Origin of the sequence: Streptomyces sp. NPDC087845, from assembly GCF_044742755.1 — a bacterium.
Classification (GTDB): domain Bacteria; phylum Actinomycetota; class Actinomycetes; order Streptomycetales; family Streptomycetaceae; genus Streptomyces.
The window spans coordinates 81,222-103,944 of the sequence record NZ_JBIUVC010000019.1 but is presented as its reverse complement, the minus strand read 5'-3'; the positions used below and the strand labels follow the sequence as shown (position 1 = coordinate 103,944).

The 22,723-nt window shown below is 70.6% G+C and carries 19 protein-coding genes and 2 pseudogenes; 12 read left to right on the top strand and 9 right to left on the bottom strand.

Annotation, left to right across the window (positions count from 1 at the left end; genetic code table 11):
- Positions 1-86: 86 nt before the first annotated feature.
- Positions 87-1,283, bottom strand: coding sequence for an amidohydrolase (locus ACIOMQ_RS34635; RefSeq protein WP_362211063.1), 1,197 nt, complete (start codon positions 1,281-1,283; stop codon positions 87-89).
- Entirely contained in the window at positions 1,280-2,668 is a 1,389-nt protein-coding gene (locus tag ACIOMQ_RS34630; protein ID WP_362211060.1) for an MFS transporter, read from the bottom strand. Before ACIOMQ_RS34630 ends, ACIOMQ_RS34635 begins: the two co-directional genes overlap by 4 nt.
- A 271-nt stretch (positions 2,669-2,939) precedes the next feature.
- Between ACIOMQ_RS34630 and ACIOMQ_RS34625 the strand changes: the two genes are divergently transcribed.
- The 4 genes from ACIOMQ_RS34625 (at position 2,940) to ACIOMQ_RS34610 (ending at position 8,558) form a co-directional block, all read left to right on the top strand.
- Positions 2,940-3,962: an Lrp/AsnC family transcriptional regulator gene (locus ACIOMQ_RS34625; RefSeq protein ID WP_402191781.1), complete on the top strand. Its 1,023-nt coding sequence runs from the start codon at positions 2,940-2,942 to the stop codon at positions 3,960-3,962.
- A gap of 358 nt (positions 3,963-4,320) precedes the next feature.
- A complete protein-coding gene (locus ACIOMQ_RS34620; RefSeq protein WP_402191779.1) occupies positions 4,321-6,492 on the top strand; it encodes a histidine kinase in 2,172 nt (723 codons plus the stop codon).
- Positions 6,477-7,133, top strand: a complete 657-nt coding sequence (locus ACIOMQ_RS34615; protein WP_401270899.1) for a response regulator — start codon at positions 6,477-6,479, stop codon at positions 7,131-7,133. The genes ACIOMQ_RS34620 and ACIOMQ_RS34615 overlap by 16 nt, the downstream gene beginning before the upstream one ends.
- 171 nt (positions 7,134-7,304) lie before the next feature.
- A complete protein-coding gene (locus ACIOMQ_RS34610; RefSeq protein WP_401754232.1) occupies positions 7,305-8,558 on the top strand; it encodes an alpha/beta fold hydrolase in 1,254 nt (417 codons plus the stop codon).
- Positions 8,559-8,858: 300 nt separating this feature from the next.
- Here the strand turns inward: ACIOMQ_RS34610 and ACIOMQ_RS34605 are convergent, their stop codons facing one another.
- The 3 genes from ACIOMQ_RS34605 to ACIOMQ_RS34595 form a co-directional block, all read right to left on the bottom strand.
- Positions 8,859-10,304: a hypothetical protein gene (locus ACIOMQ_RS34605; protein WP_401754229.1), complete on the bottom strand. Its 1,446-nt coding sequence runs from the start codon at positions 10,302-10,304 to the stop codon at positions 8,859-8,861.
- A gap of 209 nt (positions 10,305-10,513) precedes the next feature.
- Complete coding sequence (locus ACIOMQ_RS34600; RefSeq protein ID WP_362211043.1) at positions 10,514-10,834, bottom strand: hypothetical protein; 321 nt, start codon at positions 10,832-10,834, stop codon at positions 10,514-10,516.
- A 19-nt stretch (positions 10,835-10,853) separates the two neighbouring features.
- A complete protein-coding gene (locus tag ACIOMQ_RS34595; protein WP_401270845.1) occupies positions 10,854-11,180 on the bottom strand; it encodes a hypothetical protein in 327 nt (108 codons plus the stop codon).
- A 144-nt stretch (positions 11,181-11,324) separates the two neighbouring features.
- Here ACIOMQ_RS34595 and ACIOMQ_RS34590 point away from each other — a divergent pair, with 144 nt between their 5' ends.
- The 6 genes and pseudogenes from ACIOMQ_RS34590 (at position 11,325) to ACIOMQ_RS34565 (ending at position 17,328) form a co-directional block, all read left to right on the top strand.
- On the top strand, positions 11,325-12,377 hold the full coding sequence (locus tag ACIOMQ_RS34590; RefSeq protein WP_402191778.1) for an iron-containing redox enzyme family protein: 1,053 nt from the start codon (positions 11,325-11,327) through the stop codon (positions 12,375-12,377).
- A 186-nt stretch (positions 12,378-12,563) separates the two neighbouring features.
- On the top strand, positions 12,564-13,682 hold the full coding sequence (locus ACIOMQ_RS34585; RefSeq protein WP_402191777.1) for a hypothetical protein: 1,119 nt from the start codon (positions 12,564-12,566) through the stop codon (positions 13,680-13,682).
- Positions 13,683-13,721: 39 nt separating this feature from the next.
- Positions 13,722-14,732: a TauD/TfdA family dioxygenase gene (locus ACIOMQ_RS34580; protein ID WP_402191775.1), complete on the top strand. Its 1,011-nt coding sequence runs from the start codon at positions 13,722-13,724 to the stop codon at positions 14,730-14,732.
- A gap of 234 nt (positions 14,733-14,966) precedes the next feature.
- Positions 14,967-15,328 (top strand): annotated as a pseudogene (locus ACIOMQ_RS34575) (Tn3 family transposase); the annotation flags it as partial.
- Between the two features lie 87 nt (positions 15,329-15,415).
- The gene (locus ACIOMQ_RS34570) at positions 15,416-16,015 is read left to right on the top strand and encodes a helix-turn-helix domain-containing protein (protein WP_362211192.1); all 600 of its coding nucleotides are present in this window, start codon (positions 15,416-15,418) and stop codon (positions 16,013-16,015) included.
- On the top strand, positions 16,012-17,328 hold the full coding sequence (locus ACIOMQ_RS34565) for an MFS transporter (RefSeq protein WP_402191773.1): 1,317 nt from the start codon (positions 16,012-16,014) through the stop codon (positions 17,326-17,328). Before ACIOMQ_RS34570 ends, ACIOMQ_RS34565 begins: the two co-directional genes overlap by 4 nt.
- 385 nt (positions 17,329-17,713) lie before the next feature.
- Here the strand turns inward: ACIOMQ_RS34565 and ACIOMQ_RS34560 are convergent, their stop codons facing one another.
- Positions 17,714-18,136 (bottom strand): hypothetical protein, encoded by a 423-nt coding sequence (locus ACIOMQ_RS34560; protein ID WP_401270857.1) that lies wholly within the window; start codon positions 18,134-18,136, stop codon positions 17,714-17,716.
- A gap of 344 nt (positions 18,137-18,480) precedes the next feature.
- On the opposite strand from ACIOMQ_RS34560, the pseudogene ACIOMQ_RS34555 reads away from it, so the two are divergent.
- Positions 18,481-18,618, top strand: a pseudogene (locus ACIOMQ_RS34555) (transposase); the annotation flags it as partial.
- Between the two features lie 15 nt (positions 18,619-18,633).
- On the opposite strand, the gene ACIOMQ_RS34550 reads toward ACIOMQ_RS34555, so the two are convergent.
- Both ACIOMQ_RS34550 and ACIOMQ_RS34545 read right to left on the bottom strand, forming a co-directional pair.
- Positions 18,634-18,861 (bottom strand): CDGSH iron-sulfur domain-containing protein, encoded by a 228-nt coding sequence (locus ACIOMQ_RS34550; RefSeq protein WP_362211201.1) that lies wholly within the window; start codon positions 18,859-18,861, stop codon positions 18,634-18,636.
- 49 nt (positions 18,862-18,910) lie between these two features.
- Complete coding sequence (locus ACIOMQ_RS34545) at positions 18,911-20,080, bottom strand: glutamate--cysteine ligase (RefSeq protein WP_362211204.1); 1,170 nt, start codon at positions 20,078-20,080, stop codon at positions 18,911-18,913.
- A gap of 1,033 nt (positions 20,081-21,113) precedes the next feature.
- On the opposite strand from ACIOMQ_RS34545, the gene ACIOMQ_RS34540 reads away from it, so the two are divergent.
- Complete coding sequence (locus ACIOMQ_RS34540; protein WP_362211207.1) at positions 21,114-22,076, top strand: ornithine carbamoyltransferase; 963 nt, start codon at positions 21,114-21,116, stop codon at positions 22,074-22,076.
- Positions 22,077-22,468: 392 nt separating this feature from the next.
- On the opposite strand, the gene ACIOMQ_RS34535 is transcribed toward ACIOMQ_RS34540, so the two are convergent.
- Entirely contained in the window at positions 22,469-22,633 is a 165-nt protein-coding gene (locus ACIOMQ_RS34535; RefSeq protein ID WP_401270862.1) for a hypothetical protein, read from the bottom strand.
- Between the last annotated feature and the right edge of the window lie 90 nt (positions 22,634-22,723).

The following is a 22,723-nucleotide window of genomic DNA, read 5'->3' as shown; positions in this document are numbered from 1 at the left end:
AAGTCACGGTCATGCGCAGAGCCGTCGTGGGTCTTCGTCCCGGTCGCCCTCCTGACCGGCGCCGGCCTCGGGCTGTTCGCCGGCCGTCACCTTCCTGCCCGCCGTTCGGCGAGCCCTGCGAGGAGCCGACGGCGCTGTTCGGCGGACGCGGCGAGGTCGGCGCCCACCAGGGCGAGGGCGGTCGCGCCGTCGAGTACCGCCCGGTCGGCGCCGGGGCTCTTGCCGTGGGCGGTGAACTCGGGGGTGTGCTGCCGGGCGCCTGCGGTGTCGTACCCGATCGTGGGGTGGATCGCGGGCAGGAGACAGGAGACGTTGCCCATGTCCGTCGAGGCCAGGGTCTCGCCCTGCCGGGACGTCACCGTACGGCCGAGCCCACGGGCCGCCCTGACGTACGCCTCCGTCATGTAGGGATCCTGCCGCAGCTCGGCGAAATCCTGCCCGTGCGGGCGTAGTTCGAGCGCGGCACCCGTGGCCAGAGCGCCCGCTTCGAAGCAGGCCCGCACCCGCTCACGCACCTCGGAGAGCAGTTCCAGGGAGGGGGCCCGGACCTCGTAGCGGGCGCGGGTGCGTGCGGGGATGACGTTCACGGCCTGGCCGCCCTCCGTGACGATGCCGTGCACCAGAGCGCCGGGCGGCAGTTGCTGGCGCAGCAGCCCGATCGCGGTGTGGGCGAGGGCCATCGCATCGAGGGCGTTGACACCTTCCCATGGGGCGACCGCAGCGTGCGCGGGCGTACCGGTGTACGTGAGATCCCAGGCGCCGATGGCCAGTGAGGAGGCGCCGACGCTGTCGTCCGGGGCGGCGTGCACCATCATCGCCGCGGCGACGCCGTCGAAGACCCCCGCCTTCAGGAGCAGTGCCTTGCCGCCGATGTCCTCCTCGGCCGGGGTGCCGATCAGCTTGACGGTCAGGCCGAGTTCGTCCGCGACGGCGGCGAGCCCGAGGGCGGCGCCGACCGCCGCCGCGCCGTTGACGTTGTGCCCGCAGGCGTGCCCGATGCCCGGCAGTGCGTCGTACTCGGCGCAGAACCCGAGCACGAGCTCCCCGGTGCCGTGGGAGGCGACCAGTGCAGTGGGCAGCTCGCCGACTCCCCGGGAGACTTCGAACCCGGCCTCCGCGAGGAGGTCCGCGATCTTCGCGGCCGAGCGGTGCTCGTGGAGGGCGGTCTCGGGCTCGTCGTGCAGGCTGTGGCTCAGACCGACGAGCCGGTCGCCCCAGAAACGTACGGTGGAGGTCACCGCGTGCCGCGCCTCGTCGAGGTCGCCGTGTGCGCCGCCGGTCATGCCGGTCCTCCGCTCTCCGTCACGTGCTCGGACGGTCGTACGAGTTGTGTGCCCGCCGCTCGGGGCTCGCGGTAGCGGAGGGCGAGGACCGTGCCCAACAGCGCGACGCACGCGCACGCGCCCCAGCTCCACAGATAGCCGGACTCCCCGATGAGCCCGGTGCCGCGCAACGCGTGCGCGGCGAAGAACGCGCCGATCACGGCGGCGCCGATGGCCGCGCCGAGTGACAGGGCCAGTTCGTTGAGGCCGACAGCGAGCGCGGTCTCGTCCTCCACGACGGCCTCGGCGGACAGGGTGCGCGTGATCGACTCGAAGAGCCCGGTCGCGAACCCGACGACGAGCGCGGAGGCCAGGTACTGCGCGAGGGTGTCGTGGAAGAGTGCCATCCCGGCGAAGCCGAGCGCGATGAGGCAGCCTCCGGAGGCAAGCACCGCCCGGTCGCCCACCCGGTGGGTGAGCCGGGGCGTCAGCGTCGACCCCGCGAACCCGGCGATCACCATGGCCAGGGAGATGGTGGCGATCGTCTGCGGCCCCATCCCCATTCCGTAGCCCGTCTCCGCCGGGGAGGCGCCCAGGAAGAGGGCGTTGGCGCCGAGGAAACCGATCGTGCCGAAGGCGGCGCAGAAGGTGTAGCCGCTGATCACCGCGAGTCGCGGATTGCTCAGCATCCGCACACTCACCAGCGGATGCGTGGATCTCCGCTCGACCGCTACCCAGGCCGCGAGCAGGACGGGGACCGCCGCCGCCGCGCCGAGCGTCCGGGGTGAGGCCCATCCCCAGGAGCTGCCCTGCGCGAGGACCAGGACCAGCGAGACGAGGCCCGCGGTCAGCAGGGCCGCCGCTCCGAAGTGGAAGCGCCCGCCCCGCGGCACGTCGCTGTCGGGCAGCACGGCTCCGGCGGCCACGGCGAGGACCGCGACCGGCACGGCCGTCCACAGCCCCGCCGCCGCGTGGCGCTCGCTGAGCACGCCCGCGACCAGGCCGCCCACCCCGATGGAGATCAGAAGCACGCCGACCAGGAGCGAGATACCGGCGCGGTTCCGCTCGGGCGCCCGGGACCGCAGGATCCCGACGAGCAACGGGAAGAACCCGACCAGTGCACCCTGCAGCACCACCCCGACGGCGAGCGTCACCGCCGTCGGCCACGCGGCCATCAGCAGCGAGCCGCCCGCCACCATCGCCAGGGCCGCACGGAGCAGCCTGCGGTGTCCGTAGAGGTCGCCGAGCCTCGACAGCAGCGGGGTCATCACGGCGAAGGCCAGCTGGGAGAGCAGATAAATGTTGTTCTGGCCGACGCCACCGATGTGCAGCTGCCGCCCCAGCTCGGGCAGCAGCGGCGTCAGATAGCCCTGCACGATGCCGCTGAACAGCACGACGACCGCCATGGCCGGGAGCATGCCGGGGCCTGAACTCTTCGCTCGTAGCCGGAGTTCCGCTATGCGCGTGGACAAAGCCTCACCTCATCTGGTGGCCGAAGCCTGGTGGTCCGGTGGCCGAAGCCTGGTGGCCGGAACCGGAAGTGGTGGCTACTGTGCGGGTCCGGGCGCAAGTGACCCCGCAGATCGAAGGATTCGTGCGCACAGAGCGCACCGATGCGAGAAACGGTCACGATGCGACCGGGAATCGGTCACGGCATGATCCGAGAGGCAACCCGGCATGGCACAAGAAACGGTCACCGCCAGCGAGCTCGACCTCGCTCTCGTGAACGCCCTGCAGCTGCGCCCCCGCGCGTCCTGGTCCGAGCTGGCTCCTCTCCTCGGCGTCACCGCGAGCACACTGGCGCGCCGCTGGGAACGGCTTTCCGATGCCGGGCTCGCCTGGGTATACGCGGTGCCGGGCCGGGAGTTCACACACAGCCGGTGCACCGCCTTCGTGCTGCTGCGCTGCCGGCCCGGAGCGCGGTCCCGGCTGATCGCCGAGCTCAGCGTGCTCCCGGAGGCCGCCACGATCGAGGTGACCGCGCCCGGCAGCGCCGACCTGCTCCTCGACGTCCTCGCCCCGGACCTCGCCTCGCTCGGTCGCTTCGTGACGGAGACGCTGGACCGACTGCCCGGAATCACCTCGGTCGGGTGTCTTGTCGCCACCTCCCTGTACGTCGAGGGGAGCCGCTGGCGGCTGCGTTCCCTGGACCCCGCCCAGCTCTCCGCGCTCGGGAACCCCGTCTCCGCGGCGGCCGATCAGGTCCGCACCCTCGAACTCGACACCGTCGAGCGTGCTCTGCTCGACGAGCTGGTCCACGACGGCCGCCTCGCCCTGGCCGAGCTGGCCGAGCGCACCGGCACCAGCCCCGCCACCGTCCGCCGCAGGCTGCGCCGCCTCACGGACGCGGGGGTGCTCGCCTTCCGCTGCGACCTCGCCGCCCCGCTGGCCGGCCACCCGGTCCCGGTCACGCTGCTCGCCCACGCCCCGGCCCGTGACATGGGCGCCGTACACCGAACCCTGGCCGCCCTCACCGAGTGCCGCCTCGTCGCAGGCGTCACCGGTCCGGCCAATGTCCTGGCCACCCTTTGGGTCCACGACGTCGCCGACATCCAGCGCCGTGAGACCGCGCTCTGCGCCCGCCTTCCCACGCTGACCATCACCGACCGTATCGTCGGCCTGCGCACCGTCAAGCGGATGGGCCACCTCTTGGGCGCCGACGGCCACCGGACCGGCGTACAGCCGATCTCTCCTTGGTAGAGGCGCCTGATCCGCCCGCGGCCGGCGTGGGAGGCAACCGTATACGTCCCACGGCGAAGGGACGAGCCGTGCGACGGCCGACGCATGCCGTCGAACACTGCCCGGCCGACCCGGCATCCCGCACTGCGCGGGGGCCGGCCCCGCCGGGGCGACGGACCTGGCAGGCGGTCCGCGGGACCTTCATCGGTTCACCCGCCCGTCCGACGCTCCGACCTGCTTGCTTCTCCCCCTCGATGAACGGATGCACCCTCACCGGATCCCCCTCGCGGAGAAAGACGAGCAACCTCGCTGCCGGGCGGGAGAGCCATGGGCCCGTCGCCGCTACCGAGAGGCGGCGTGCAGGAGGTACGTTCCGGCGATGAGCCGGTTTACGGAGGCGGTGACGGACGGTCCGCCCACGGGGGCGGCGGCGGACCGTCCGCCCGGATGGCGCGAGTTGGCGCTTCCGGTGCTCGTCCTGGCCCCGACGCTGGTGGCCCTGCCCTTCGGCGAGGCCGCGATGGCGACCGCGGTGGCCGCGCCGGTCGCCGTGCTCATCGCGCTCCACTCGTTGGCCGTGCACCGGACCGCCGGGCCCGCACTCGCGGGAGCGCTCATGGTCACCGTGGTCGCCGCCGGTACCGCCGCTACGCTCGGCGAGCCGCCGCACTACGTGGCGGGCGTCGCACTGCTGGCGGGCGGTGGCGCGGCGGTCGCTTGGGCGACGGGACGCTCCCGCCGACGCACGCGGGCCTACCGGTCCGCCCTGGTCGCGTACCGGGCCGGCACCTCCGCGGTGCCCCGGTTCGCGGCGCTCGCCGAGCGAGACCGGCTGGCAGCGGAGCTGCACGACGTGGCCGCGCACCGGCTGACCGGGATCGTGGTGTCCGCAGGTGCCGCGCTCCGGCTCGCCGACCGGGAGCGGACCGCCGAGGCGCTCCGGCACGCGATCGACGCGGGTCGGCAGGCCGTGCACGAACTGGACCGCCTCACGGGACTGGGCGAGCGCGCCGCAGTGGCCACCCTCGCCGACATCGACGCGCTGGCCGCCGAACAGGGGGCGGACTACCGGCGCACGGTGGACGCGGCACCCGGGAGCAGCACAGATGCGGCCTACCGCGTGGTCCGCGAGGCCCTGACCAACGCGGCCCGGTACGCCCACGGGGCGGCGGTGCGCGTACGCGTGGAGGGGGCCGACAAGTGCGGCGGGACCGAGAGGCCCGAGAGGTCCAAGAGGTCCGAGAGGTCCGACGGACCCGACCGGTCCACCAGTGGGTCCGGGCTGACCGTCACCATCACCGACGACGGCGGTACGGTCGCCGTGTCCGGCCTCGGGACCGGGCACGGCCTCGCGGGATTGCGAACCGTGGTCGACGCGGCGGGCGGAACACTGTGGTCGGGGCCGGAAGGCTCCGGCTGGACCGTACGGGCACGGCTGCCGTCGGCCGCGTCACCTGTCGCACGCCGGTGGCCCCGCTGGCGCGGACCCACCGCCCTCGACTGGGCGTTGGTGGTCCTCGCGATCGCCCTCTCACTCGGCGCCAGCCTGCTGTCGGCCGACGTACCGGACTCCTTCCGCGGCTTGCTGCCCGCGGTGCCGACGGTCCTGCTGTCGGGGCTGCACGCCGTGCCGCTGGGGTGGCGTTCGCGTCTGCCCGGACGCGCACTGGCGGCGGTGCTGCTGGCCCTCGTGCTGTGGCTGGCCTGCGATCTGGCCGGCTGGACACAGCCACCGGTCAGCGACATCTTCCTGGTGTACTGGTGGGTCGAGTTGACGCTCGCGTACAGCGCCGGAGCGTATCTGCCCGGCCGTCGCAGCCGGCTCGCGCCCCTCGCGGTGGCCTCCGTGGGCGGTCTCGTGCTAGCCGGCGGCAGCGGCATCACCGGCAACCGGGCGGCGGCCTGGGCGGTACTGACTGGCATGCTGGCCCTCCCCGCGTTCGCCGTCTGGTCGCTCGGGCGGTTCACGGCCCGTCGCCGGGACCGGCTGCGGGCCGCCGACACCCGGCGGCGGGAACTGCTCGACCGAAACGCCGACGCCGCGGTGCGCGACCAGCGCCGACGGATCGCCGCAGGGCTGCGGCGCACGGCGCAGCGGCACGCGCGGGCTGTGGTCGCCGCCGCCGAGGCCGGTCAGTTGGAGTCTGTACGGGACGAGGCCCGGGCCGGCCTCACCGCGTTGCGGGAACTGCTCACCGAACTGCGGGGCCGGGACAGCGGGGACACCCCGCCGCCCACCGTGGCCGGGATCGCGGCGCTGGCCACCCGGTACGGCACCGCCGTCCGCTACACCGGCTCGCGCCGTCCGGCACCCGCCGTCGTGGAGGTCGCCGCGTACCGGACAGCCGCGACGCTGATGGCCCCGGGGGTGACGCTCACTGTGCGCAGCCTCGACAACGGGGTCGAGCTCTCCGGTCCCGCCCCCGCCGACCCGGGTGTGCTGAGGCGGTTGCGCGCGATGGCCGATGCCACCGGCGGTACCCTGTCGACGACCGGCCGCGGTGCGGTACGGGTGTGGCTGCCGGAGGTGTTCCCATCGCGATCAGGGTGACCATCGCGGACGACCAGGCCGTCGTACGTGCCGGGATCGCGGCGATCATCGACGCGGAACCCGACCTCTGCGTCGTCGGGCAGGCGGCGGACGGCGAGGCCGCCGTCGAACTCGCGCTGTCGCTGCGGCCGGACGTCGCGCTGATGGACATCCGGATGCCGGGCGCCGGCGGCCTGGCGGCGACCGCCGCGATCACCGCGCGCAATCCGGCGACCCGTGTCCTCGTGCTCACCACGTTCGACCTCGACGAGTACCTGTTCGCCGCCCTGCGCGCCGGAGCCGCCGGTTTCCTGCTGAAGGACGCCGAACCGGAGCGGGTCATCGACGCGGTACGGGTGGTCGAGGCCGGGGCCGCGCTGCTCGACCCGGCAGTGACCAGGAGGCTGATCGACCGGTTCGCCCAGGCGCCCGACCCGTTCGACACAACCCGGCTCGGCCGGCTCACCCCACGCGAGACCGAAGTGCTCCGGCAGGTCGCGCGCGGGCTGTCCAACGCGGAGATCGCGGCGGCGCTGGACATCAGCGCGCCCACGGTGAAGGACCACGTCTCCGTGATCCTCGGCAAACTCGGCGTACGGGACCGGGTCCAGGCGACGATCGCGGCGTACGAGACCGGTCTGATCCGGCCCGGCACACGCTGAACCGCGGGCACGGGCGCCCGTGGCCCGTCCGCCGTTCCGACCCCGCCGTACGCCGTTCCCGACCCCGCCGTGCGGCGGGGTGAGGGCCCCGCCGCACGGCGGTGACCTCCCGCTCCCGGATCGTCCCGCAGCGGGAAGGAATGCGCAGAGCGCGTTCCTAGCCTTGTCCGTATGGCGCACACACTTCCCCGCCGCGTCTTCGGCGGCGCTCTTCTCCTGCTCTCACTGCCCTTGGCGTCCGTCGCCGCGGCGGCCGGTTTCCTCATCACGGCGTTCGTCACCACGAGCGTTCCGGTGTTCGCTTTCGCCGGTCTTGCGTCCGGAGCCCTCGTCGGCTGGTTGCTCGGTCGCGCCGGGTTCGCCCTGCTCGGCGCGGGGCGCCGGGCGGCTGTCCTCTTCGCCGGCGGGCTGACCGTCGCTGTGGCGGTACTCGCCGCCGTCACCGTGTTCCGTCCCCTGCCGACCTCCGCGGCGGCGCCCGCCCCACCCGGCGTCAGATTCTGGAAGCTGCCGACCGGCTCACGCATCGCATACGTCCACGCCCCCGCCGTCGGCACGGCCAGACCGACGCCGGTGATCTTCCTGCACGGCGGCCCCGGCACACCCGCCGAGGGCATTCCGGCCGGCGGCCGGGAACTCGCGGCGGACGGCTTCGACGTCTACTCCTACGACCAACTCGGATCGGGTCGCTCCACCAGACTGCGGGACGTCACCGGATACACGGTCGCCCGCCAGGTGGCCGACCTGGACGCGATCCGCCGCACGCTGGGCGCGGACCGGATCGTCATCGTCGGCCAGTCGTGGGGAGGGTCGCTGGCGGCCCAGTACCTGGCGGCCCACAGTCGGCACGTGGCCAAGGCGGTGTTCACCTCGCCGGGCGCGCTCTGGGGCCACGAGTTCCCCGGCTCCACGGCCGGCGAACCCTGGAGCCGGCTCACGAAGGCCCAGGAGGCCCGGCTCGAAAAGCTGAACAGCGCGCCCCGGATGGTAGCCGCGAGCCTGTTGCTGGACGTCAACCCCGGTGCCGCGCACGCCCTGGTCGGCGACCGCGAGGTCGATCACTGGATGCACGAGGTCGCTCTGACGGGCAAGGACAGCACCTCGTGCCAGGGCACACCGCCCACCGCGGCGCACCACAACCCTCAGGGCTTCTACAGCAACCAGCTCCTCCGCAAGGACTTCGAACGGATCCCCGACCCCCGGCCGAACCTGCGTACGGCGCACGTCCCCTCTCTCGTCCTGCGGGGCGAGTGCGACTTCATCAAACCCGCGGTCACCGATGAGTACCGGCGCACCCTCCCGGACTCCCGGCTCGTGACCGTCGAAGGTGCCGGTCACGCCATCTCCCGTGGTCGGCCACGCCTCTACACCGCACTGCTGCGCGCCTTCCTGCTGGGCAGGCCGCTGCCCGCGAACGCATCCTGACCAAGCGGGCAACGAGCGACGGCCGGCTACGGGAAACGCCCACGCCCCGCACTGGTCCCGCCGACGGCGGCGACGCCGGCTCGTCGCCGCCACTGCCACCGCCTCGAACGACGGCTGGCAGCCCCGGCTGACGGCACCTCGCGCAGCAGAAACCACCTTGAGGGGCGGGACAACGCCCTCACGCTGCGGGCGCTGCGCCGACTCGGATCTCCTATGGCACGGGAGCGGAAGGAACCACGCGGACTCAGCCCTCAACACCCCACGCATGCAATCGAAATGCCCGGATCACAGCCTTCTGCACTACGTGTTGGGCCCGACCGGGTTCGCCTCCGCCTCTCTGCCCCGCACCACTTCCATCAGTGTCCCCGCCACCGCGCTCATCCGGCGCTTACGGAGGTCCAGGACAGGGGCCGGGTTCGAGAGGGCGTGGGATGCCAGCAGGTTCATCAAGGACCAGATGACATCGGGGCAGCCGGTCACGGGGAGTTCCTGGCCGTCGGGGGCGATGACCGTGGCCGCGGTGACGCCCGCGAGCAGGTTGGTGCGGGCCCAGTCGATCACGTACGACCTGCCGCTCGGGCTGACGCTGAGGACCACCTCCCTGGTGCGGTGCAGGACCGTCAAGTAGTTCATCGGCACCGTCAGCCGCCGGGCGGCGTCGAACGGGAGCGTGGCGTCCGCCGGATGGATGCGCAGCACCGTGTCCAGGACCGGGCCGTGGTCCTGAAAGGTGTTCGTGCCACGCATCTCCAGGAACCGGGCACGCACCAGATGACCACCGCGGCGCGACCACCCTCGGCCGACCGAGCCGAACCCTCCCGGCTCACCCGGCAGGTGGTCCACGATCCACCGGGCCTCTTCGCCCGGCTCGGTCACCGGCGCCCGGTCCTCGGGGAGGGCGCGGTCCCGGTCGGCCAAGACGGTGTACCGCGCCGCCGTGTGCCTGTCCAGGCGCCGGAGGTCGATCGTGTCGCCGACCATCTCGACGCCTCCGACCTCCCGCGAGATCCGCATCTGCCGCAACTGACGACCGCACCGCCGGGTCACATCGGTCGTCCGACCGTCGAGGCCGATCACCCGGCAGGTTCTCGTGCCCGCCAGCAGGGCACTGCGCGGCCACTGGGGGGTGACCTTTCCGGGGACCTCCGGATCGACCCGACCGGCAGGAGCCGCCGGAGCGACAAGGACGACCAGGCGGCCCGCCGTGACCGCCGACAGGCACAGGGACGGCACCCGCCACTCGTCCGTGATCTCGAACCCGGCAGCCCCATCGGCCCCGTCGGCTTCCTCGGCCTCCTCGACGTCGTGCACCCGCAGCCTCATCCTGATCAACGGTGTGAACTCGTCAGGGGTGTAGTTGCCGTAGTAGGTCGTGAACGTGGCCTCGCCGTCGGGGTGGTACCGCACGAATGACGCCTCAAGGACGTCCGCCCGTACCAACCGGGCTTCCGCCGGGCCTCTTTCGGACCGCGGCGCCCACACCACGAAGGAGTCGTCCCCGTAGGAGACACGCGTGTCCGTGACCCGGTCCCTGCGCGTGATCCGGGGAAATTCCCGCCGCGCGGTCGTGACGGCCATGACAGGGATGGCGGCCGAGCAGACCACTCCGCCGACGAGCGCGATCCAGGCCCAGTCCTCCCCCTCACGCCAGGCGACGCATCCCAGGAGGAGCGCAAACGGGCCCGGAAAACAGCAGAGCGTGGCGAAGACCAGATTGCCGACAAGCACACTGGCATAGGTGCGCATGGTTCCTCCTCCGCTCGTTCCCCGTACCCCGCGCACGGATCGCGGCCTGGGGATACCACCCGCTGCCCCCATGGTCCCGTCGCCCTCGCTCCAGCACCACCTTTCCGGGAGAAGGGCTCGCTTCCCGGCCCGGCGATGCGTCAGAGGGTGGCCGAACAGCCGGCGGGGAGGATGGCGGCACCACCCTCCTGCCACCGGGCGGGGCAGGGCTATGAGGCGATCGGTCGGTCGGACAGGTGGGCGAGCTCGGTGAAGAAGGCGCGGTGGAGGGGCTCGGCCGTGGTCGGGATCTCGACGGTGATGAGCAGGTGCCCGGAGCTCGTCGTGCTGGCGTAGATCGGTTCGTCGAGCTGCTCGACGTTGCCGAAGTGCAGCCGGGTCAAGCCACCCTTGCGTACCTCGGCGCGCACCTTCACCCAGCTCGGCGGAGTCCGGTACGCCCCGGTGATGTGACTTCGCCGGAACACCTCGAAGATCCCGTGATCGACCCGCAGATGCACGCGGCCGTGCTCGAACACCTTTGATTCCACTGATTCCACTGATTCCACGTCAGACCACCCGCCGGCCGGCGAGCGCGGCCACTTCGGTGAAGTACGCGCGGAACAAGGGCTCGTCGCCGGGCGGCACCTGGACCGCGGGCGAGCTGGCAAACCTGAAGGCGAGCCGGTCGGTGCCGTACAGTGCGGCGTTCGGATCGCGCACGACACCGAAGAACAACTGGCCGGGTTTGCCCGGTTTCTTGTAGTGCACCAAAGCCCCGAGCCAGGGCAACGGAACCCGGAACGTGTGTTCGGCGGTGCCCAGGTTGAACAGCTCGAACACCCCCCGGTCCACGCGCAGGTGCAAATCCTCGTAGTCGAATGCGAGCGGCTCCATACCGGAGAAGATAGCCCGGCGGCGATGCCCAGCGCTCGGGCCCCGGATACGCAACGAACAGGCTCAGTGACGGGAGGTATTGATGGGCAGGGGTCCCCACTCTACCGTCGATGGAGACAGAGACGGCGGAACGAGGAGGCTGAGATGGCTGCTGACGCACGGGATTCGGAGACGTCGGAGCACGGGGTCGCGGCGCTCCCTAGGCCTCGGGGACCGGTCACGGAGGCGCTCCTCCACGCACTGGTGGACGAACCGGGCCCCTTCCCGATTCCCCCCGTCGTCGCCGACGACCCGGTGGCCGATGACGATCTCCATCTCGCCCTGTACGTGTGCTATGAGCTGCACTACCGCGGGTTCTCGGGGGTGGACGACCGCTGGGAGTGGCAACCCTCGTTACTCGACCTACGGGGACAGCTGGAGCGGAAGTTCGAGACTGCGCTACGTGACCGATTCGGCGTTTCGGGAGGGCGGGACGACCTGGATGCCGTGGCCGCTCTGACGCGGATCGCCAACCAGCCCGGCCCGCCGTTGTCGCGCTACCTGCGCGAGGATGCCACCCTGGAGGAACTGCGGGACTACCTCGTCCATCGGTCCGCGTACCAGCTCAAGGAGGCCGACCCCCACGCCTGGGCCATCCCGCGCATGACAGGGAAGGCCAAGGCAGCTCTTCTGGAGGTCGAGTTCGACGAGTTCGGCAGCGGACGGGCCGAGCGGATTCACGCAGTGCTGTACCGGAACACCATGGACGCGCTGGGCCTGGACAGCCGCTACGGAGCACATCTGAACGCGATTCCGGGGCCGATTCTGGCGACGGTCAACATCGTCTCGATGTTCGGGCTGCACCGGCGGTTGCGGGCAGCCGTCGCGGGCCAACTCGCGATCTCGGAGATGACCTCGGCGCTTGCCAACAAGAACGTCGCGGAGGGAATGCGCAGGCTCGGCCTCGGCGACTCGGCCACCGACTTCTTCGACGAGCACGTGATAGCCGACTCCGTGCACGACATGATTGCGCTGCACGACCTGGTGGGGGGTCTGTTGGAACAGGACCCCGCAGCCTCGGAAGAAGTGCTTTTCGGCGCCACGGCGTGGACCGGCATCGACGCGATGTCCGCCGAGTACCTGCTCGGTTGCTGGCAGAAGGGCGAGCCGTCGTTGCGGCCGACCGACCACGGCCACGGGCACCTGCGCGCAGATTGACGGCGCTTCTTAGCATTGGCGACAGTTGAATACGCGAGCTCACCGGTACGGACATCGGACCGGAGTCCGCAGGGCGTGCCGGGCCCGGGCCGCCGCGGACCTCGCCGGCCAACTCCAGTGCACCGCACAGGAATGGTCTTGCAGATCAGGTTTCGTGTGGAGTGTTCTTGGCGAAGTACTTCAACCATGGACTTATCGCCGGTCGCCGGTCATCCTGCTGTCGCTGTCTTCCGTGAACCCCGAGGCGGGCGGCCCGTCCAGGTGCTGGGCCCGCGGGTCGATGCCGAGGCGAAGCGCACCGCGCGCGTGCTGGCCGGGTTGGCGACCCATGCCAGACCTGTCGAGCGGGCCGTCGCGCTGCGGCAGGCCGCCGCGGCTGCCGATGAGTTGGCAGCCGCGCTGTCGGCTCTGGCTCCGGCCGTGGCCGGTGAGGAACTGCCGGCGGAGTCGATCAGTCAGTCGTTCTTCCGGGTCCGTGAGGCGGAGCTGTCGGATCAACAGGCCGCCCTGCACGGTGTCCTGGTCGTCCACCGCGGTCTGGAAGATCTGTGTGAGGCTCCGCTGTCGGGTGCCGACCTGGCGCTGGAGACGGCCGGGATGCGGCAGTCGGTACTCGACCTCACCGGCGCAGCGCCGGGCGCCGCCCCCGACTCCGCCCCGCCGTTGGCCGTCCCCGAGCCTGCTGCTGGGGCGTCATTGGAGAGTGTGTGGAGTGCTCGGTGGCTCGTCGGGCACCAGGTCCATGTCCTGTTCAACGTCTGCGCCGCGGTTGCCGTGGCCGACGCCACCCGCCACCTGCGGCACGGCGACGGCGATGCCGCTCTACTGCGGCTGGCAGATGCGACGGTGTACGTACGGGGCTTCCCGGCGGCCATGACCCACGCCAGTACGGTCCCAGCCGATTACTACATGGCGGCGATACGCCACACCATGGCGCCTCCGTCGGTGGACGTCCCGTTGAGCGGGCGCCAGCATCGCGGATACAAGCTGTTCCGGGCGGCGATGAAGGACCTGCTGTCGGTGCTTCCCGACTCCTACGAGCACCTGGCGGCCCGCGCCCCGGAGCTGGCCGAGGCACGGGGCGCTCTCCTGGAAGCCGACATCGTGGACGGTGAACGGCACGTCACCCTCGCGTACTCGATGGTGCATCTGCATCGTTCCATCGCTCAGAAACCAGAAGGCCCCGACAACGCCGTTGCCGAACTACGGCACATGCGCCATCGCCGCGCAGCCCAGTACGCCTCCCGGATCCGATTCGGGGACCACTACATCGCCGACGCCGTGGCCGGCCTGCGCCACTCGTGAGTCCGTGCGTCCGCCGTCCACCCCCGGCAGGAGACCCTGATGCCCGAGACGACGCCCGGCACCACCCAAAGCTCTGCCGTCGCCGCCGACTGGGCACTTGACCCGGTCGATACCGGCGCGTGCGAGCGGCTGGCCCGCACCCTGTGCACCGGCCGGCACGACCAGGTCGACAACCCCGAGTGGGTGGCCCGGGCCCGGGACGCCTGGGAGAACCTGCCGTTCCCGCTGCGCCGCGGGGTGCGCCGGTTTCGAAGGCACTCCGGCCCGCACGGCACACTGGTGATCGGCGGCCTGCCCGTCGATCAGGCGGCCCTGCCCGCGACACCGTCCGTACCCGGCTCGGTCCAGCGCCAGGCCACCGTCTCAGCCGCAGTGCTCACCATGGTGGCCTGCGGGCTGGGCGAGCCTCTCGCCTACCGGGCTGAGAAATCCGGTGCCCTCGTGCAGGACGTCGTGCCCGTGCCCGGGCAGGAGAGCTTCCACGGCAACGCCGGATCGGTGCCGCTGTCCTTCCACACCGAGAACGGCTTCCACCCCCACCCACCCGACTATGTGATCTTCCTGTGCCTGCGCGCCGACCACGACCAGATAGCCGGCATGCGCGTCGCCGGCATCCGCCAGGCGCTGCCGCTCCTCACCCCAGCCAGCCGCCAGGCCCTGTTCGCACCGGAGTTCATCACCACACCACCACCCTCCTTCGGCCCCGACGCTTCCACGCGTGAGCCCGACGTCAAGCCCCGACCGGTGCTGTCGGGAGCGGTCGAGGATCCCGACATACGGATGGCCCAACTCGTCACCACCCCGCTCACCCCTCGGGCCACCGCGGCGCTGACCGAATTCGGCCGCGCCTGCGAGGCGACCAGCCGCACCCTGCGCCTGACACCTGGCGACCTGGTCATCGTCGACAACCGCGTCACCGTCCACGGCCGCACCGCCTTCCGCCCCCGTTACGACGGAGCAGACCGCTGGCTGCAACGCACCTACGTCACCACCGACCTGCGCCGCTCCCGCGACCACCGCCCCCACGACGGCCACATACTCGCCCGCTGACCAGCGTCCAGTCCCACGGGTAGGTGTTCACGTACGCGGTGAACATCTTCCCCGCGTTCTCCCGGCCTTCCACGGTCGTGCGAGCCAGGTCCCGCGCCAGCTGCTGATTGGCGAAGCCGGTCAGCATCGCCGTGAAGACCCGTTCCTCCGGCCGCAGCAAAGTGACACCGTCCACCAGGAGCATTCTCGCCGCCTCTGGTATCGAACCGTTGCCCCCCACTGATCCGCCACACGGCCCGCGACGTGTGCCACGGCAAGCACAGCATCATCCACCAGGCGTACCGGGACGGAATGGAGGACCAGCTCGGCACACTCGGGCCGGTCCTCAACGCCGTGGTCCTCCGGGCCACCCGGTACGTCGACGCCGCCATCGCCCAACTGCGCGCCGAGAGCCGCGAGATCCGGGACGAGGACATCGCCCGGCTCCTTCCGCTCAGCACCGCAATCTCAACGTGCTCGGCCGGTACAGCTTCACCGCCTCCACCCCGGCAGGTGGCGGCCTGCGACCGTTGCGGGACCCGGACAGCGGCCGGGCTCGACGAGGAGTAGGCAGGACTGGCATCTCCCCCCGGAAACCGGATCGTTGTCCGGGGTGAGGTGCCGGGCCGGGGAGGGACGGCGAGCGTGAGCACATTCAATGTGAGAGTTGACTCTCACATAACGTGAGAGGACACTCTCACGTTATGGATTCCGGAAATCAGCTGGGCGATATCGAGATCACCGATCCGCATGCGATGCGGGCGTTGGCACATCCGGTGAGACTGGCGATCCTCGACCGCCTCCAACGGCACGGGCCGGCGACGGCCACGCAACTCGCGCCCCATGTGGGAGCAACTCCCTCGGTGACCAGTTGGCATCTGCGGCACCTGGCAGGTTTCGGACTGGTCCGGGATGCCGAGGCCGGGGCGGACCGTCGGCAACGGCGGTGGGAGGCGGCAGCGCGTGGATTCCGATTCGGGGCACGGCAGGACGAGGAGGGCAGGTCGGCTGCGCGGGCGCTGTCCCGGGAAATGTTTGTGCGCTATGGAGATCTACCGAGCAGGTGGGTGGCCGAAGTCGAGCCCAACCTGGACCCGTTGTGGCAGGGGGCTGCTGGTCTGGCCAACACCCGTGTGGTCGTTTCAGCGGAAGAACTTGCGGCGATCCAGGACGGCATCGAGCGGGTGCTTGCGCCTTACGTGACACGCGAACCTGCCGAGCGTCCGGCCGGCAGCCGCGGCGTCCGACTGATGCGTTATGTCCTACCGGAGCAGGACGACGAGCAGGCTGGCGGGACCCGGTGAGCGCCCCGGAGGTGGGCGGCCCGATATCTCTCTGGCGCGACCGGCGCTTCCGCCGGTTCTGGGCGGGGCAGTCGATTTCGGAGTTCGGCGACCGGATCACCGAACTGGCGCTGCCGCTGATCGCCGTAACTGCGCTGAGTGCCTCGGCCAACCAGGTGGCGTGGCTGACCGCGCTCATCTGGACTCCGAATCTGCTCGCGATCATTCTGGGGGCTTGGGTTGACCGTCGGGTCCACAAACGCCGCCTGATGGTTCTCGCCGATCTGGTGCGCGGTGCGGTGTTACTCAGCCTCCCCGTGGCGCACCTGCTCGATGTGGTGAGCCTCGGTCAGTTGTATGCCGTGGCGTTGTTGACCGGCGCCGCGGCGGTGCTCTTCAGCACCGCCTATCCGCCCTTCTTCGTTCACCTCGTGCCCCGCTCGTCCTACGTCGAAGCGAACAGCAAGCTCAGTGCCAGTCGGTCGGTGTCGCACGTGGCCGGACCGGCGGTCGGCGGCGCTCTCGTTCAAGCGTTGACCGCGCCCGTCGCTGTCGTTGTCGATGCCTTGTCGTATATGGCGTCCGCGGTCCTGATAGGGCGGATCCCGCTCGGTGAATCGCCAACTGGCATGGACGGAGCAGCGGTTCCTTCACTGCTTCGACGCGCCCGGGAGGGGATGGCCTTCGTCTGGCGGCACCCGGTACTGCGTGCCGGGCTCTGCTGCGCGGTCACTGTCAACTTTTTCACCTTTGTCGCAGGCAGCGGGCTGATGGTGCTGTTCGCCAGCCGCGTCCTGGGGCTGTCAGCCGGAGTTGTCGGACTGGCTCTGGGCGTCGGTTCGACCGGCGCTCTCCTCGGTGCCATCCTTGCTCCGAGAATCTCGCGACGTATCGGTGTGGGGCGCAGCATCGCTGTGGGAGCCGTGCTGTTTCCGGCGCCCATCGCGATTGCAGCCGGCGCGGGAGGCCCGCTCTGGGCCCGAGCCGGAGTACTGGCCGCGGCGGAGTTCCTCTCCGGAGTCGGCGTCATGCTCTTCGACGTCAACCTCAACTCCCTGCAGACCAGCGTCATCCCCGATGGCATGCGCAGTCGCGTGGCGGGCGCGTTCAGCACCGTCAACTACGGCATACGCCCCATCGGGGCCATCGTTGGCGGCCTGCTCGCCACTGCCTTCGACCTGCGGGCAACACTGCTCATTGGCGCCGCAGGGGGAATGCTGTCACTGCTCTGGCTCCTCGCCTCGCCGATCCCACGCATCCGCTCCCTTGCTCAGGATGAGATGGCCGCTCCATGCGGCGACACCGATCCGGATGTCCGCCCGACGCCTTGCTGACCTGGTGACGAATTCGGCTGTCGAGCGTGGGCAGAACTCTCACCAACGGAACATCTGCGCAAGTTCTGCGAGCCCCGGGAGCGATCACGTTTCCGCAGGTCGTCGTTTGCGAGAATCCTCTCGAAACTGACGTGTTGTGCGAGGTACTTCCGAGAGTGCGCTACGCGGCTCCATGCCCGGCTTGTCGCCGCTCGATGGGGTGATGTTGCGGCATCGCTGCCGGTCAAGCGTTCGTGGCAGCAGCGCCACCATGCGGAACGGCTGCCTGCAACTTCCCGCAAAGAGGAACGATCGGAGTCCGACGGACGGCATCGCAGAACAGGCGCTCCACCGCGCGGCCGTGGGCAGTGGTCGTGCCTGCTGTCCGCGGCCGCGCTGCTGCTGCTCAGCGGACGTGCACCGTCACCACGTCAGAGGCGTGCAAGCGCACGGGATTCTGGTCGTGCGTGCTGGTCAAGCCGTACAGCACCGCACGGAATCGCAGGTTGCCGCGGCGCGCGGACGTGCCATGTGCGGTGACCCGCGCATCGCCCTTGACCGCAGCGCTGCACGTCTCCTGGTGCCACCCCTCGCCGAAGCCGTTCTCCTCCAGGCACAGCTGATGCAGGTAGCCGGCGCTGTCGTCGCCGCCGTGCGCCTTGACCGTGATGGTCTTGCCGACCTGGGCAGTGTGCGGCGCCGTGATCTCCACAGAGCCCTTGGCGAACGCCGGCGCTGCGGCCAGAGTCACTGAGGCCAGACCCAGCGCACCGATCACAGCCACCCGGCCGCCCCGCGCCTTCATCCCGGTCTTCTTCGTCCTGGTCATGGACTTCCCTTCCGTGGATCTCCCCCCACGTGGTGAGACCCAACCCCTTTGCGAGGCACCCGGTGCGCCTTGCTGATTACCCAGATGAGTCGGCCGCCCCGCCCGTTGCACCCCGCCCGCTCCGTTACAGATCCACGACAAAACCCGCCGACCATGCCCGATCCCTCCAACAGCCACTAAATCGTTTCTCGGGAGCGGCAGCCCTTTGACCTACGCGGTCCGATATCGCAAACAGGTACTTCGTGAACACCTCGGCTACCTGCGGTTTCCCCGGAGCGGGAACGATGTATCGCCTGCCGTCCCGACCGTTCCCCCCTCCAGGGGAACGATGAGCGTCCCGAAATACGACGGGCCGGGATGCCGCGAAGAAGGTGCCTGGGAGGAAGGGATGCCTGGCCGTGGATACGTTGGGCCTGATCGTCGCGGTCGTCGTCCTCGCAGCGTCCGCACACCAGAACGCCGCGGGCAAAGACCTGATGGACTGCCGGCCCACGACCCTAGTCCGACTCGCGCCGACGGTGTCGTGCCGGGTCGCGGAAGCGAATCAGTTTGTGGGTGCTGTCGCACCACGGCTTCTGGCCGGACAGCCCGCAGCGGCACAGCGCGATCACCGGCCGAGTGACCTCGATCTCGTTGCCGTCGGCGTCGACGACGCGGTGCGCGCCGCGTACCAGGTAGGGCCCGTCGGGGTATGCGGTGACCACACATTCGGTTGCGTGTCGCACGGCCTTCTCCTCTTCGCTCGGAGTCATCGCTTCTCCACTTCGCTCGGAGTCATCGGCGGGGCTCGGTGGTCATCGTTTCGGTGATCAGCTGCTTGACCACGTCGGCGAGGCTGCCGCTGTCGGCAAAGGCCCGTTGTTGCCGGCCGGCGGAGTTCCCCCGGTGGAGCGTTCCGCGTACCAGGCCGGTGACCTCCGCCCAGTCCCCGGCCTCCACGAGGGGTCCGCGGACATGGTCGAGAAGCCGGTTCACGAGCACGGCTGCCGGGACGAGTTCGGCTGTCACGGGATCGACCAGCTTTTCGGTGAGCCCGAAGCGGGCAGCGCGCCACTTGGCGGCATGCAGCAGTTCGGAAGGCGCTTCGGGAGCGGGGGCGCCCTGGGCGATCTCGATCAGGCACTGATGGACCAGGGCACGGGACAGCCCGGCCTGGAGGACGGCTTCATCGATGGTGGTGCAGGAATCGGCGATGCGGAACTCCACCGTGCGGTACCGCGTGCCCGGTCGGACGTCCCAGAACACCTGCCCCGCGTCGGCGCTGGTTCCGGTGCTGATGAGCCGGCGCACACGATCACGGTGATCGGCGTAGGAGGACAGCGTGGGCGGCATACCCGCCATGGGCCAGCGGGCCCAGATGGTGCTTCGGTAGCTCGCGTACCCGGTAGCCTCCCCCGCCCAGAACGGCGAACTCGCCGACAGCGCCGACAGGACAGGCAGCCACGAGCGTACGCGGTTCATCACCTCCACAGCCGTGTCGCGATCGTCGACACCGACATGCACGTGGCAGGCACAGATCAGATGCTCTTCGGCAAGCCGCGCATAGGCGGTGGCGATGTGGTCGAATCGGGGCTGGGGGGTGAACCCGACCTGGCGCCAATCGGCGGAGGGGTAGGTGCCCGAGGCGACGATCACGGTTCCCGCCTCGGCGGCGGCGCTGATCAAGGCGTCCCGCCGGGCTCGGAGCTCGGTCCGCAACTCGGCCAGACTCCAGCAGATCCCGGTGCGGCTTTCGATCATGCACGGGCGCAGCTCGGCGCTGTAGTACTCGGCGCCGTCCCGGCTCACTGTGTCGAGCAGGGGCCCGCTGTCGGCAAGGTGATCGGTCTGCGCGTCGGCCACGAAGAATTCCTCTTCGACCCCCATCGACAACGGCCCGCTCACGGGCGACTGCCCGGGATTGTCCCCGGGCGCCGGGTCGGACGTGACGGCATCGGTACTCATCGGGCGGACTCACCATCCGAAGTGGGATATGGGCCGGAGGGACACCGCTCATTCCATCGGCGTCCGCAACCGAGCAGCCGGCTGAAGCGGTCGAAGAACACGTGCGGCCGATGGGGCGGAACCCGGCCCTCGGGGCGCAGGTGCTGGCAGGTGCAGACCCGGGGCGCCGTAGGCCCTGGACCTTTGGCCGGGGCCTCGACAGTACGGGTATCGGGCTCGCGGCAATCGGTGGCCGGCTTGGCAGAGCGGTGTGTCGCGTCGTTCGATAGCGGAGCGCCCACCCGATCCCTCCCGCTGCGGAGAAGTGGCCAGGACCAAACGCCCCATGCTAACTCGGGCCCGGCCACGGCCCGCGAACAAATCCAGGGGGCGGCGAGATTGGCCGGATCGGTCGAACTGAACTCGACCGCACGACGGATGGCCTCGCCCGCAGCACCCGGCCGCGGCGACGGGACTGCCGCTACGGGCCTGCTGCGCCAGACCGGGCATGGCCGGTTCTCGCTCGTGACCGCCCGGCGAGGTGCTGACATCCTCGACGTGGCTCGCAGAGTCGTTGATCACACAGCCCAGTGTCGACTGGCCCCGGCAGCGTGGAAAGGGCACGGCTATGCATGGCGTACCTCCCCCGTCGACCGTGTCCGTCTCCTGGCCGACAACACACCCCGCACCTCGTGGCCGAAGCTTGAGGTGTACGACGTGTACGGATCGCTCAAGGGCCGCATTGCTCCGGCGCCGTGGCGGCGTGTCGCATCCCGTGCCGGCCGGCCCACCAAAGTTCCCCACGAACCCGGAGCGGGCCTCGGCGGCGTCTCCCTGGCAGGACGGCGCCGAACGGCACCCTCGGGCAGGTCGTCGCGGGGCGCGTACCGGCCGTCCGGACTCGTCACGGCCACGTGATCGGCAACCCCTTCGGCAGGGCGATTCTCGATGTCGCCCTACTGGAGGCCGTACACCAGGCCGCCCCGCGCCGCGGGGTCGGACAGCGACTGCGCCTGTGCTGAGCGATATGCCTTCACCGAGGGAAGGATCTTCAATGACCGACCTCTACGGCCGGCCGGACAGCGTCCGGGACCACGGGCTGTTCTCGCTCTCGGAGCTGAAGCCCGCCGCACTGTGGAAGCTTGTCGAAAGGTCGGTCGAGCTGTTCCACGACCGAGAGGCACACGGCCTGCCCCTGCGCGGCCGGGTCGCCGGCGTGCTCTTCACCCGTACGTCCACGCGGACACGTACCGCGTTCCAGACAGGCATCGTACGGCTCGGAGGCACCCCGATTTCCTATGGACCGCACGATCTCCAGCTCAACACCGGTGAATCCATGGCCGATACCGCCCGGGTCCTCGGTTCCATGCTCGACCTGCTCGTCGCCCGTACCGCCGGTCCACTCGACGAACTCCGCGAGCTGTCCAGCGAAGGCGGGCTGCCCGTGATCAACGCGATGGCGGCAGAGGAGCACCCTACCCAGGGCGTATGCGACCTGGCCACGCTCGCCCTCGCACACGGTGACCTGAACGGTCTCAGCCTGCTGTACATCGGTGAAGGCAACAACACGGCCGTCGCGTTGGCATACGGCATTGCCAGGGTGCCCGGAGTCCGAGGCACCTTCGTCACGCCTCCCGGGTACGGGCTGCCGGCGGAGGTGCTCCGCACCGCCCGGCGGATCGCCGGAGCCGCCGGTGCCGTGCTGGTCGAGACGCACGATATGGCCGAGGTGCCGGAACAGGTGGATGTCGTCTACACCACCCGCTGGCAGACCACAGGAACAAGCAAGGCCGATCCAGCGTGGCGAGACACGTTCCGGCCGTTCCACGTTGACGCGACGCTGATGCGCCGATGGCCCCATGCGTCGTTTCTGCACGACCTGCCGGCCCACCGGGGCGACGAGGTCGCAGGCGAAGTGCTCGACGGCCCGCGCTCCCTCGCCTGGACTCAGGCCGCGATGAAACTGTGCAGCGCGATGGCCGTGTTGGAGGCCACCGTGGGCCCCACCACCGGCTGAACGGTGCCGTGGCACGGCAGGCGAAGGAGGGCGTCCCGCGTGTCAGCGCATGCCTCGACGGCGCGCTGCTGAAGCCGCCCTCGATCAGGCCACTCGTGCAAGCCGGTCCGACCCGTGCGGCTCCGTCCCCGTGGACCTCTCGTGCAGCTCAGCCGGACCGCTCGCCGGTGCCGGGCATCACCCGGCACCGCCTTGCGCCCCATGCCCAGCGCAATGAGCCACCTGCCCACCCGTCACCACAAGGACCGTTGCGGTACCGGAGTCCCCCGAGTCGGAGGTCCGTCGGCAGTGGGCGAGGTGCCTGCCGCCTCTCGGTGCTCGGCGCGTTCGATCTGCCGCGGCAGCAGGTCGGCGAATGGACGATCCCGGCTGCCTCGACCGGATCGCCGAAGTCAACGGTGCGGTGGCTGACGAGGCGTTGTACGCGCCGATGCGAGGGCATCGGCGAACAGCGCGGACGCGGCCTCCTGTTCGCCGCTTTCGGTTCCGGCGGCGGCGAGCGGGCCACCGTCCTTGCCGTTCCGGTGCGGCTGGAACGTCTTGCACATCAGCCGCATGCCGACAGGGTGTTTCGGCCTGGGCGCGGCGTGGTTCCGCGGAGGCACAGACTGGACGGCCGTGGCACCGATCGCCTCTGCGCCAAGGGA